We start from the raw sequence: 13,075 nt of genomic DNA on the forward strand, positions 1-13,075 counted from the left end.
CCATTGCCGAAATTAGTCACAATCAGTTAAACTGTAAAAATATTAACGCTCTACTTTTGGGTAGAATGAAGGTAAGTAATTAATTGGAGAGTATGCTAAATGGAAATGGAGAAACAAGAAACCTACGATATAATGGCAGTTTGTCTACTAGCAGGCAAAATTATGCTGCAAAGCGGAGCTGAAACGTACCGTGTGGAGGATACGATGATGCGTATCGCTTCTTCTTTTGGTGCTTATCAGTCGCACCCTTACGTAACACCAACAGGAATTCTTTTTTCTGTAGAAGGTGATGAGCCGACAAAGACGAAGCTCATTCGAATCGTCGAACGAACAACAGATCTAGAGAAGGTCGCACAAGTGAATGGCATATCGCGTAGAATCAGCGCTGGTGAATTTACGATCGAAGAAGCATATAAAGAGCTAAAAATGATTAGTGCATCAGGTTCTCCTTATTCTTTGTGGATTCACGTATTAGCAGCAGCTGTCTCTTCAGGCTGCTTCTTGATCATGTTTCAAGGGGAATGGAGAGACTTTTTGCCCGCTTTTATTACAGGTGGACTAGGGTTCTTGTCCCTTCTTTATTTTCACCAGCTAGTTCCGATAAAGTTTTTCTCAGAGTTTTCTGCTTCCCTTTTAATTGGATTACAAGCTCTCTTCTTTGTTTCGACAGGAATTGGTGGTGAGCTGGATAAAATTATTATTGGGTCCGTTATGCCTTTGGTACCGGGGTTGCTGATTACGAATGCTGTTCGTGATTTAATGGCAGGACACCTTATTTCGGGCCTGGCTAAAGGCGCAGATGCTTTTTTAACAGCTTTTGCAATAGGTGCAGGAATTGCTGTAATCTTTTCATTTTTTTAAGAAGGAGCGTTCACGATGACAATTGTTGAACAGATCATTACGAGTTTTATAGCATCAGCAGCGTTTGTTATCATTTTTAACGGTCCAAAGCGCTCCCTGTTTCACTGTGGCTTAGTGGGAATGATAGGTTGGATATTCTATTTTTTATTAGAAACAAATGGTGTAGATATGGTGTTAGCAACGGTTATCGCATCGTTTACGATCGCTATCGCTTCACAATACTTTGCCAAAAAGTATAAGACACCCGTTATCATATATAGCGTAGCTGGCATCATTCCTTTAGTACCAGGCGGTATTGCATACAATGCGATGAGAAGCTTCGTGGAGAATGATTACAACGTTGCGATTAATTTAGCAGCAAAAGCCTTTATGATTTCAGGATCCATTGCTATTGGTCTCGTTTTCTCTGAAGTGGTCAACCAGATTATTCGGAAATCAAAGCTTAAGACGATTGTAAACAAGACGCATTAACAAAATAATAGGTATGTAAAGCCATCTGATGATCAGGTGGTTTTTTTGCACATCTATTAATGCTTATATTTTACTATTAATTATCTGAATTTTGGTATTCAACTAGGAACTTGTACACGACAAAAGATACAAATGTCCATACTGGAAAGAATTTTATCTTGTTTTCTTACCATGACTAACTTCATAATAAGGAAACAACGTAAACAGATATTGGCTTTTTGAGTCACAATTTGTAATCATATATGATTTATCTTATAATTACAAATAGAGAAAATTTTCAGTCAAATACAAGGGGGTAAAGTTATTGAACAGCTTTGAAACGTTTGTAGGAGATGCAGTGGCGATTCTATGGAGTCAGCCGATGATTTACTTTTGTTTAGGCGTAGGGCTATTATTTTCAATTTTAACGAGATTTTTGCAAGTTCGTCACTTTAAAGAAATGATTAAACTCATGTTAGAAGGAAAAAGTTCTAAAGCGGGGGTTTCCTCTTTCCAAGCATTAGCGATTGCGTTATCAGGCCGAGTAGGAACGGGTAACATCGCAGGAACAGCAACAGCGATAGGCTTTGGTGGACCTGGTGCGGTTTTCTGGATGTGGATGATCGCGTTTATCGGTGCTTCGAGTGCTTTTGTTGAATCAGCACTTGCTCAAGTTTATAAAGTGAAACAGGACGGGGAATATCGAGGTGGTCCTGCATATTATATTGAAAAGGGCATCGGGTGGAAATGGTACGGGATTATTTTCGCAGTATCAGCTTTAGCTGCTATGGCGCTATTGATGCCAGGTATCCAGTCTAATTCAATTGCTGCTGGACTTGATAATGCTTTTAACATCAATCCGTCCGTAACTGGTATTTTCTTAATTATTATTTTAGCCGCTATCATTTTTGGTGGTGTTAAAAGGATTGCCAATGTAGCACAATATGTGGTTCCGTTTATGGCAATTGGCTATGTGCTTGTTTCATTAATCATCGTTGCTTTTCATATTCCTCAAATTCCTGAGGTGCTTTCTTTAATTTTCAGAAGTGCGTTCTCTTTTGATTCTGCATTTGGTGGAATTGTAGGTTCAGCGATCATGTGGGGCGTTAAGCGTGGAATCTATTCGAACGAAGCGGGTCAAGGAACTGGGGCTCATCCAGCTGCGGCGGCTGAAGTATCGCATCCTGCTAAACAAGGACTTGTACAAGCGTTCTCTGTATATATTGACACATGGCTTGTATGTACAGCTACAGCGTTCATGATTCTCTTTACAGGCATGTACAACGTTCAAAATGAAGCGGACAAGTCGTTTATTGTCGAGAACATTCCTAACGTAGAAGCGGGTACTGCTTTTACTCAAGAGGCCATTGAATCTGTTCTTCCTGGTTTCGGTTCTGGATTCGTTGCTGTATCATTATTTTTCTTTGCATTCACAACGATCATGGCGTATTACTATATTGCAGAAACGAATATCGCATACCTCATGAGAGGCCGGAATAACAAAATTCCTATGTTCTTGCTTAAGATTGTATTGTTAGGAACGACGTATTACGGAGCTGTGAAAACAGCAGACTTAGCTTGGGCCCTAGGAGATCTTGGCCTAGGAATCATGGTTTGGCTGAACTTGATCGCTATCCTGATCTTAGCTAAGCCGGCACTTCGCGTATTAAAAGATTACGAGGAGCAAAAGAAAGCGGGGTTAGATCCTGTTTTTGATTCAACCAAACTAGGCATAAAGAACGCTGAGTATTGGGAAGGTGGCTATAAAGAGTCACAAGGTAATAATGAAGAGAAAGTATCATAGTTAACGATTATGAACAGGCTGTTTGTAGCAGCCTGTTTTTTTATTGTGGTTTAAATAAGAAGCATTACAGGAATTCTTATTAAAAAGATGTTTTTCGTATCCTTTGTTGCTTTTGGAAGTAGTTGATTTCCGCTCCAGGTTGCTCGCTTTCCATGGGGCGAACGGTGAGCCTCCTGCCGCTCTGCGCCATTAGGAGTCTCGCCACCTTGCGCTTCAATCAACTTGTCATAGGAAGAGAAAAAAAGAAAACATCTTAAAGCAGCAATCTTTTAGAAAACTGCGTAACAAGTGTTTTCTTATTATTTGTTGCTTTTGGAAGTAAGTGATTTCCGTAACAAGATACTAGCTTTCCAAGGGGAGGCAGTGAGAGCTTCTACCCTAATTAAATATTATAGGAGGCACGCAATATACATTTGGATTAACCTAGTCAATAAGGATAAATGACATTCCTAACTATTTTAATTAAAAAAAAAACAAAACAAGAGTGGAGGCAGACCTTTGATTGAACTACTTAAAAAAGGAAATAAATCGTCCGGCATTGCCGCAATAGGAAACACAGTACTTGCTATTGCTAAAGGAATTGCTGCTGCAGTCAGCGGAAGTGGTGCCATGTTTGCAACAACTCTGCATTCGGCTGCAGATGCACTAAATCAGGCGTTTGTATTTTTCGGAAGTGCTCTTTCTGAAAAGGAACCGACTAAACGATTTCCGGCAGGTTTTGGCCGCGTGGTGAATCTGTTCGTTTTAGTGGCTGTAATCGTAGTTTCTATCATGGCTTACGAAACGATATTAAAAGGATGGAAGCTTATACAAGATCCACATTCTTCAACGAATCTGTTATTGAATATATCAATCATGATACTAGCGATCTTAGTTGATGGCTTTATTCTTATAAAGGCGATGAAGGAGATTGTTCACGAGACGAGAAGTGATGCAAAAGGTTTCGGGATCGTAAAGGAATCTTTTAAGAATGTTGCTTTAGCTGCGCCCCCAACCCGCTTAGTTTTTTATGAAGACTTAATCGCGACTTCTGGGGCTTTATTAGCACTTATATCTATCGTATTAGCAGACCTAACCGGAGCATATATATTAGATGGTATCGGAACATTATTGATCGGATTCCTTCTCGTTGTTGTAGCATTTAAGTTAGGAATCGAAAACACTCGAGGACTGATTGGAGTTGCAGCCCCAAAAGTAGTTGAAGACCGTATTGCGAATGTGATTCTTTCAGATCAAGATGTCGTGGATATTAAAGAACTACGAATTTTGCAAGAAGGCCGAAGATATCATGTAGAAAGCTATATTGAACTTAAAGAAGGATTTACTCTGGCAGACGCAGATGATATAAAGTATCGGGTGAGAGATAAGCTTTTAGAAGATACAGACATTGGTGATGTTACGATGGGAATATTAGAAACTGACCATGTAAAAACGTGGCCAAAGAAAGCAGAAATTGAAGTGAACGGAAAAGAAGATAAGACAGAAAAGACCCGCTGAACACTTAGGCGGGTTTTCTTTTTACTAAAAAATAGGATAAGAAGTCGAAATAGTTAAATATTTTTTAGAAAAAGGATAGAATATTAATAGATGGTTAAGTATGTTAAACATCGGTAACGTTCGGGGGATAAATTATGTGGAAAGTATTTTCGTATTTAAAAGCGTACCGTGTCGCAATAGGTGTTGCTCTTTTTTTAACGTTAACTGAACTTGGGGTTGAACTTCTGCAGCCGTTGATCATGGCTAAGATTATTGATGATGGCATCTTGAAGAGCGACTTGAGTGTTATAAAGTACTGGGGAGCTGTCATGTTTGGACTAGCTCTAGTCGCATTTGCAGCAGGTATTGCAAATTCATTCTTCTCCGCACATGTTAGTCAGAACTATGGTTTTGATATTAGACGGCGTGTATTTGAGAAGGTACAGTCCTTTTCTTTTGTAAATTTCAATAAGTTTCCTGCTTCTTCATTAATAACACGAATGACGAATGATGTAACGCAACTTCAGAATACGGTATTTATGAGTTTGAGGATCATGCTTCGAGCACCACTATTACTAGCCGGTGGTGTGATCATGTCTTTAATCGTAAACTCGAAACTGGCTTTAGTGCTAGTCGTTATATTACCGTTTTTGTTATTTTTCTTAAAATGGGTTCTCCAGACGGCTGGAAGTATGTTTAGAGATGTGCAAGATAAGCTGGATGGTGTGAATCGTGTCATGCGTGAAAATCTGATGGGAATGCGACTGATTAAAGCATTCTTACGGAGAGATTTTGAGAAAAATCGCTTTGAACAAGCGAGTGGAGAGTTGAAGGAAAAAACAGTCTCCTCTCTTCGTTTGATCGAAGTATCGATTCCTGTCTTATTGTTTGTCATGAATATTGGAATTCTGTTTATTCTTTGGTTCGGCAGCAGACAGGTGAGTATGGGGTCAATTGAAGTAGGAGAGGTGGTAGCGATCGTAAACTACTCATTCCGTATTTCCTCTGTACTGACGATAATATCGTTTATTATTATGGCTTTCTCGCGTGCAAAAGCATCTGCACAGCGAATTGGAGAAGTGCTAGATACAGAAATAGACCTCGTTGAATCACAAGATACAGACCGCTCTCTGAAGATAGTTAATGGAGCAGTCGAATTTAATAAAGTTTCTTTTCACTATCCAGGAAGTGATGTTCCGGTTCTAAAAGATCTTTCTTTTTCTGTAAAACCAGGAGAGACGTTAGCGATACTTGGTTCAACTGGTTCAGGTAAGACCTCACTCTTTCAACTCGTACCGAGGTTATATGATGTAACAGGAGGCGAAGTACTAGTTGATGGAAAAAATGTAATGAATTATCCGATTGAAACATTGCGAAAAGGAATTGGAGTGGTTCCTCAAGAAGCTGTTCTTTTTACCGGATCAATTTCAGAGAATATTGGATGGGGTAAAGAGGGAGCTGCTTCTGATGAGATCATATCTGCAGCCATCGATGCACAAATTCACGAGACTGTGGAAAAATTACCGAACCAATACGATACGCGAGTCGGCCAGCGAGGTGTAAACCTTTCTGGCGGACAGAAACAGCGCTTGTCTATTGCTAGAGCGCTCGTTCGTAAACCAAAAATACTCATGCTCGATGATAGTACGAGTGCTTTGGACTTGAAAACAGAAGGAAAGCTGTTAAAAGCGTTAAGAACGTATTCTTGTACAACGTTCATTATTACACAAAAAATTAGTACTGCGATGGAAGCTGATCATATTTTGCTTTTAGACGATGGAGCTGTTGAGGCATGGGGTACACATGAAGAACTGTTGAACACCTCACCTTTATATGTAAAAATCGTTCAATCACAGTTTGGGGAGGAGGACTTCCAGCATGTCAAAGGATTCAAACAGACCTCATCCACATAACCATTTATTTGGAAAAAAAGTAAAACCGAAAAATTGGGCAAGTACCATTAAACGAATCGGAAGTTACTTTTCTGATCAAAAATTCCTGCTTAGTCTAGTCTTGCTCATGGTCATCATAAGCTCGGCATTAAGCTTACTTGGGCCTTTTCTGATCGGTATGGCTATAGACTCATATATTGTAAAAGAAAATATAGAAGGACTAAACAAACTTTTATTAGGTCTTATCATTGTTTTTGTAGGTCAATCCCTTTCTACTTGGCTGCAAAACTATTGGATGATCGGAATCGCACAAGATACCGTGTTAAAAATGAGAAACGATCTGTTTAACCAGTTTCACCGATTATCGATTTCCTTTTTTGATAAACGGCAACATGGTGAACTGATGAGCCGGGTGACGAATGATATAGAAAACGTCAGTTCCACGTTAAACAGTTCGTTTATTCAAGTGTTTTCAAGCATACTCACCCTGGTTGGAACAGTCGGTGTCATGATCTATTTAAGTCCGATATTGACGCTGATCTCTTTATCTATCGTGCCACTCATGTTCTTTGGGTTAAAGTGGATTACGAAAAGAACGGGCGCACGGTTTAAAGAACAGCAAAGAAATCTGGGCGAGATCAATGGCTATATTGAAGAGATCACTTCTGGCCAGCGCATCGTTAAATCATTTTCGCAGGAAAAAAGAGTAATGGAAGAATTCATGACTAAGAATGAACGGTTGAGAGAGTCTGGATATTGGGCGCAGACCTTCTCAGGCTTTATTCCGAAGTTGATGAACGTGCTTAACAATGGAAGCTTTGCGTTAATAGCTGGAATCGGCGGCGTACTTGCGTTGAATGGGAAAGTATCGATCGGCGTGATCGTTATATTCGTTGAGTATTCTAGACAATTTACAAGACCGCTCAATGATTTAGCCAACCAATTTAATACGTTATTGTCTGCCGTTGCTGGTGCGGAGAGAGTCTTTGAAATCCTGGATGAATCACAAGAGGAGATGGATGAAACAGATGCTGCTGAACTGTCTGCTGTAAAAGGTAAAGTAGTGTTCCAAGATGTTTCTTTCTCTTATGAAAAGGATGAAAAAACCGTGAGTGGATTGAATTTTTCGGTAAAAGAAGGAGAGACGGTAGCGTTAGTAGGACCGACTGGTGCAGGCAAGACAACTATCGTAAATCTGCTTTCTAGATTTTACGAGAGCGATAGCGGTCAGATCTTAATCGATGGACATGATATTAAAAAAGTGAAAAGAAGCTCGCTCCGCAGTCATATGGGGTTTGTCCTTCAAGATTCTTTTTTGTTTGAAGGTACCATCCTTGAAAATATTCGGTACGGGCGTTTAAATGCGACAGATGAAGAAGTCGTAAACGCTGCTAAACTAGCGAATGCTCATTCTTTCGTTCAGAAACTGCCTAAAGGGTATAAAACGATACTGAACCAAGAAGGAAGCGGCATCAGCCAAGGACAGAAGCAGCTTCTATCTATCGCAAGAGCTATTTTAGCAGATCCGTCACTACTGATCTTAGATGAAGCGACTAGCTCTATTGATACGATTACCGAGATGAAGATACAAGAAGCTTTGCAGCGTCTTATGCAGGGAAGAACCAGCTTTGTGATCGCACATCGATTGAACACGATTCAACAGGCTGATCAAATCTTAGTCCTTCACGATGGTGGTATCCTTGAAAAAGGGACACATGATGAATTACTCAAGAACAAGAAATTCTATCATTCTCTCTATCACAGCCAATTGAAGCAAGATGCATGATAGGTGAATATGATTGGGAATAAGACTTTAGTCATTATGAAAGGGTGATTCTTGAAGGAATTACCCTTTTTTTGTCGTATTGATAGAGCATAAGACACTAAAGGACTAAGGAGTAAAGTATGATCGTTGAAAAGCTGCTTTTACATGTATTAATTGTTCTTGCGCCCGTATTGAGCTATAGCTTTTTGTTCGAACATCGAAAAATAGGGAGGTCTCCATATTTTTTAGGACTGTTATATGGAGCAGCCGCATCGCTCTGTATGTATTTTGCCTATTATGATTCCTCTCTGTACTGGGATCTAAGGTATGTTCCGGTCGTCCTGTCTATTTTTTATGGTGGTCCGATATCAGGGGTAATAACGATTGCTGCTCTTATGCTAACCAGAACAGCTATGGGTGGTGAAACCCTGTTCTTAGCGTATATTACAGCAGTTATTTCTTGTGCCGTACCTTTTCTCATCTATAATTACTTCTGGCAATCCAATCCGAAAAAAAGAGTTTACCTTTCAATTATCATAGGTTCTTGGCCCACGCTTGTTCAGTTGATAATCCTTTTTATCTACATTTATTTCAAAAAGGATGATTTTTTAGTATTTGATCAAAGACTTCTGTCATATATAGCTGTTTTTGGTACGATTCAAATTTTAGCCTTTGTATTCGCAGCTGTTCTTAATGAATCTGTCATTGAAAGAAACTTGATGAAAGATGAGATTCGACGTTCAGAGAAACAGCATACGCTCGGGGAACTCGCTGCATCCATCGCACATGAAGTTCGTAATCCGCTAACCGTTGTAAAAGGATTTCTTCAGTTGATGGAAGGTGAAGACGAGCGGCATAAGCATTACTATCCACTCATCCTAAGTGAATTAGGCAGAGCGGAAAATATTATTAGTGATTATCTAAACTTTGCCAAACCTGAATTTAAAAAGATTGAAACATTTCCTCTTCCTTTATTAGTCATGGAATTAAGTATTCTTTTAAATCCTTATGCGTTAAAGGAAGGAATTTCGCTCACACACACTATTGAATCAGACGCTGTCATTACTACGGACCGCAATCAGTTAAAACAAGCACTTATAAATATTTTGAAAAATGCAGTAGAGGCAACGCCAACAGAAGGGCGTGTGACAATAAAACTAATGGAAGAGGATGACACTGTTAAGATTATTGTGAGGGATACGGGTAAAGGAATGACAAAAGAACAGCTCGCGCGTGTAGGTTCTCTTTTCTTTTCTACCAAAGAGCAAGGTACTGGTTTGGGGACGATGGTATCTACGCGAATCATTGAATCAATGGGAGGAAGAGTTGATTATACGAGCAAGTTAGGAAAAGGTACGAAAGTCAGTGTCACGCTGCCCCTCACGCATCTTCTTAGTAGAGAACCGGTTTAAAAACCGCAAAAAAGGGGAAAATGCTGAGAAGAGGTGAAGCAGCATGGATGAACTCTTTAAGTTTTTTGGAGGCTTTTTGAATGTCAGCTTATTATTAGTTGTCATTATTGTCATATTAATTGTGCGCCAAGCTAAAAAGAAAAAGCCAAAAAATGAAGAAGAAGACTATCTTAATCATAAAGAAAAACATTCAAAAGAATGATGTTCAGAAAGCCTGTAGAATCTACAGGCTTTTTTGGTCATTTATCTCATTTTATGTTTTATGTTTAAAGTTTATTTTATTTAACTGTTTAGGAAGGTTTTCTATTTTTTTCGTCGAAGTTACATACACACCATATGTGAAGAAGCACACATCAATGAATCTTTTTTTGAGTGTGCTTTTTTATATCTTTTAAATTTGCCAATCGTAGAACACACATCGTATAATTTTTGTATAATATTTTGTATATAGTTTGTAAAAGTAGAAGGTAGGTATGCATGTATGAAACCAGTAGCTGTAATTGGTGCGGGTCCTGGTGGTCTAACTGCGGGAATGCTATTAGCCAGTAAGGGATATCAAGTGACAGTATACGAAAAACAACCGTTTATCGGTGGGCGTACTTCTGCTTTTCATCAAGATGGTTATACGTTTGATAGGGGTCCAACCTTTTTAAATATGCCTCACATCTTGGAGGAAATGTTTCAGCTTGCAGATCGACGCTTAGAAGATTATATCGAGTTAAAAAGACTTGAACCGATGTATCAGCTGAAATTTAAAGATGCAACGATTGATTCTACAACTGATCAATCTGTCATGTATCAGAATATTGAAGCTGTCTTTCCTGGAAACGGTGAAGGCTATCGACGTTTTATGAAGAAAGAAAAAGAGAAGTTCGAAGCACTCATGCCCATCTTACAAAATAAGCATGATTCTTTGTTGGATTATTTACAGCTTAAATTTATAAAAGCTTTGCCGAAGTTAACGGTGACGAATTCATTGCACGATCAACTATCAAAGTATTTTTCAGATGAAAGACTCCGACTCGCCTTTACGTTTCAGGCAAAATATTTGGGCATGTCTCCTTGGGAATGTCCGGGTGCGTTTACGATTCTTTCTTATATGGAACACGCATACGGGGTTTATCATCCTGTAGGCGGTGTGAACAAAATTACAGAGGCAATGGTTAAAGTAATTAAAGAGTACGGTGGTGAAGTAGTCACTTCATCAGGTGTAAAAGAGCTCATTATTGAAAAAGGCAGAGTGAAGGGACTTCAACTCGATTCAGGTGAAAAAGTGTTTGCGGATGAAGTAGTGATTAATGCGGACTTCGCTCATGCGATGGAAAAGTTGATGCCTGAAGGATCTACAAAAAAATACACGAGCGATAAATTGATGAAGAAGAGCTATTCTTGTTCTGCATTTATGCTTTACGTGGGTGTGGATAAGAAATACGACCTTCCGCATCATACAATTGTTTTTTCTGAAGATTATCGCAAGAATGTTGAAGAGATTACGAAGAAGAAGATTTTGTCTCAAGATCCTTCCATCTATATTCATAATCCTTCCGTAACAGATCCAACTCTTGCTCCTGAAGGAAAATCAGCGCTTTACATCTTAGCCCCTGTTCCTAACAATTTTAGCTTGATCGATTGGGAGCATCATAAGCATGATTTTAAAAAGCTAGTTCTAGAGCAGCTTCAAGAACGAACAGATTTTAAAGATTTGGATCAGCATATCGAAACAGAATATATGTTCACGCCGCTTGATTGGGAAAACAAACTCTCAGTTTACAAAGGTGCAACGTTTAACCTTGGTCATCAATTAACCCAGATGATGTATTTTAGGCCACATAATAAACAAAAAGAAATCGAAGGATTATGGCTAGTAGGCGGTGGTACTCATCCGGGAAGCGGTCTTCCTACGATCATGGAATCAGCCCGTATCACAACAACCATGATGGCAGAGAAACATGATGCAATGGAGGTTCGATCCGTATGAATGCTGGAATTGTTGGCGGAGGTATTGGTGGCTTAATTACAGCACTCTACTTAAGAAAACAAGGTAAAGAGGTTACGATCTACGAGAAAAGTTCCAGACTTGGCGGCAGGCTGAACTTTTTTGAAAAGGAAGGATACAAAATTGATAGCGGTCCTACAATCGTGCTGCTTCCTGAAATGATCTATGAGATTTTAAGTGAGGTTGGCATTGAGCGTGAGGAACTAGAGCTGATCTTGTGCAGTCCGATGTATAAGTTGAATTATCCAGATGGATCTCATTTTTATAAAACGAGTGACTTGCCTGGACAGCTTAACGAGATTAAGAGAATGTTTCCAGGAGAAGAGCAAGGGTTCTTACGTTACGTAACGGATATGTACGAGCGTTTTCATCAAGGGAAAACGGCCTTCTTAGATCGTTCATTTGTAAACCGAAGAGATTTCTGGACACCGAAAAACCTGCACACACTTACAAAACTAAAAGCTTATCAATCTGTAAAAAAATTAGCAGAAGCGTATTTCAGTCATCCGAGAATGCAGGAAGCTTTTTCGTTTCAAACCTTGTATATCGGAGGATCACCTGAAAACTCCCCCGCCATGTATTCGCTCGTGCCATTTAGTGAACATGCTCACGGGATCTGGTATGTAAAAGGCGGATATGGAAGTGTAGTAGACTTGCTCCAAAGAAAGCTAGTCGAGCAAGGTGTGGAGATCCGTTTGAGCACCCCTGTAGAAGCGTTGTCGTTGCAAAGCAACTCGTGTAACGGGGTTGTGACAAAAGAAGGTACTCATCTGCATGACATGGTCATTTATAATGGTGATTTTCCTGGTATTCACCATCTCATTCCAGGACCAAAGCCGGTCAAGAAAAACTACGAATCTTCTTCTGGTTGTTTCCTTTTATATCTTGGCCTAGACAGAATGTATGATGAGGCGGATGTTCATCAGTTCTTTATGACTGATCACTTCGATGAACATATGCAAGAAGTGTTTTTACAAAAGAAGCTGCCTCAGGATCCAGCTATTTATACGTTCTATCCTTCAAAGATAGACCCAACACTCGCGCCAGAAGGAAAAAGCGTATTATACGTACTTGTTCCGGTTCCTTCAGGAGACACGGTAGATTGGGAGTCAGAGAAACAAAGTTATGCAGATTTTATTATTCATTCATTGGAAAAACGAGGATATCCAGGGCTGAAGGATTCTATCGTGTGGAGCGAAATTCGAACACCTAACGATGCACTTACAGATGGGCTTTACCAAGGAGGCAGTTTTGGTATTGCGCCTACTTTAAAACAATCTGGTGTGTTTCGACCACAGATTAAACCTCTTCCATATGAAAATCTGTACGCGGTAGGTGCATCGATCCATCCAGGTGGAGGAGTTCCCATCGTTATGCAGAGTGCAAAACATCTAGCCAAATATCTTGAAAGGGCGTGAA

10 protein-coding genes are annotated in these 13,075 nt (G+C 39.6%); all 10 read left to right on the top strand.

The features are described from left to right. Positions 1-99: 99 nt before the first annotated feature. The 10 genes from H9648_RS14475 to H9648_RS14520 all read left to right on the top strand — a co-directional run bounded on the left by H9648_RS14475 (position 100) and on the right by H9648_RS14520 (position 13,074). Complete coding sequence (locus H9648_RS14475) at positions 100-861, top strand: threonine/serine exporter family protein (protein WP_191754508.1); 762 nt, start codon at positions 100-102, stop codon at positions 859-861. A 15-nt stretch (positions 862-876) separates the two neighbouring features. Next, on the top strand, positions 877-1,332 hold the full coding sequence (locus tag H9648_RS14480) for a threonine/serine exporter family protein (protein WP_191754509.1): 456 nt from the start codon (positions 877-879) through the stop codon (positions 1,330-1,332). Between the two features lie 361 nt (positions 1,333-1,693). After that, positions 1,694-3,115, top strand: coding sequence for an alanine/glycine:cation symporter family protein (locus H9648_RS14485; protein WP_191754612.1), 1,422 nt, complete (start codon positions 1,694-1,696; stop codon positions 3,113-3,115). A 498-nt stretch (positions 3,116-3,613) separates the two neighbouring features. After that, positions 3,614-4,612, top strand: coding sequence for a cation diffusion facilitator family transporter (locus tag H9648_RS14490; RefSeq protein ID WP_191754510.1), 999 nt, complete (start codon positions 3,614-3,616; stop codon positions 4,610-4,612). A 134-nt stretch (positions 4,613-4,746) separates the two neighbouring features. Beyond that, on the top strand, positions 4,747-6,504 hold the full coding sequence (locus tag H9648_RS14495; RefSeq protein WP_191754511.1) for an ABC transporter ATP-binding protein: 1,758 nt from the start codon (positions 4,747-4,749) through the stop codon (positions 6,502-6,504). Next, positions 6,470-8,269: an ABC transporter ATP-binding protein gene (locus H9648_RS14500; RefSeq protein WP_191754512.1), complete on the top strand. Its 1,800-nt coding sequence runs from the start codon at positions 6,470-6,472 to the stop codon at positions 8,267-8,269. Before H9648_RS14495 ends, H9648_RS14500 begins: the two co-directional genes overlap by 35 nt. A 119-nt stretch (positions 8,270-8,388) precedes the next feature. After that, positions 8,389-9,660 (top strand): ATP-binding protein, encoded by a 1,272-nt coding sequence (locus tag H9648_RS14505; protein WP_191754513.1) that lies wholly within the window; start codon positions 8,389-8,391, stop codon positions 9,658-9,660. Between the two features lie 43 nt (positions 9,661-9,703). Beyond that, positions 9,704-9,862: a hypothetical protein gene (locus H9648_RS14510; protein WP_191754514.1), complete on the top strand. Its 159-nt coding sequence runs from the start codon at positions 9,704-9,706 to the stop codon at positions 9,860-9,862. Between the two features lie 279 nt (positions 9,863-10,141). Continuing rightward, a complete protein-coding gene (locus H9648_RS14515; RefSeq protein ID WP_191754515.1) occupies positions 10,142-11,638 on the top strand; it encodes a phytoene desaturase family protein in 1,497 nt (498 codons plus the stop codon). Then, positions 11,635-13,074 (top strand): phytoene desaturase family protein, encoded by a 1,440-nt coding sequence (locus tag H9648_RS14520; RefSeq protein WP_191754516.1) that lies wholly within the window; start codon positions 11,635-11,637, stop codon positions 13,072-13,074. Before H9648_RS14515 ends, H9648_RS14520 begins: the two co-directional genes overlap by 4 nt. The last annotated feature ends 1 nt before the right edge of the window (position 13,075 follow it).

The sequence above is a fragment of the Fictibacillus norfolkensis genome (assembly GCF_014836645.1).
Lineage (GTDB): Bacteria > Bacillota > Bacilli > Bacillales > Fictibacillaceae > Fictibacillus > Fictibacillus norfolkensis.

Excerpts from the sequence above, each read along its gene's own strand:
- H9648_RS14500 (WP_191754512.1), top strand. The coding sequence starts at position 6,470 with ATGTCAAAGGATTCAAACAGACCTCATCCACATAACCATTTATTTGGA.
- H9648_RS14485 (WP_191754612.1), top strand. The coding sequence starts at position 1,694 with ATGATTTACTTTTGTTTAGGCGTAGGGCTATTATTTTCAATTTTAACG.
- H9648_RS14475 (WP_191754508.1), top strand. The coding sequence starts at position 100 with ATGGAAATGGAGAAACAAGAAACCTACGATATAATGGCAGTTTGTCTA.
- H9648_RS14515 (WP_191754515.1), top strand. The coding sequence starts at position 10,142 with ATGAAACCAGTAGCTGTAATTGGTGCGGGTCCTGGTGGTCTAACTGCG.
- H9648_RS14520 (WP_191754516.1), top strand. The coding sequence starts at position 11,635 with ATGAATGCTGGAATTGTTGGCGGAGGTATTGGTGGCTTAATTACAGCA.
- H9648_RS14505 (WP_191754513.1), top strand. The coding sequence starts at position 8,389 with ATGATCGTTGAAAAGCTGCTTTTACATGTATTAATTGTTCTTGCGCCC.
- H9648_RS14510 (WP_191754514.1), top strand. The coding sequence starts at position 9,704 with ATGGATGAACTCTTTAAGTTTTTTGGAGGCTTTTTGAATGTCAGCTTA.
- H9648_RS14495 (WP_191754511.1), top strand. The coding sequence starts at position 4,747 with ATGTGGAAAGTATTTTCGTATTTAAAAGCGTACCGTGTCGCAATAGGT.
- H9648_RS14480 (WP_191754509.1), top strand. The coding sequence starts at position 877 with ATGACAATTGTTGAACAGATCATTACGAGTTTTATAGCATCAGCAGCG.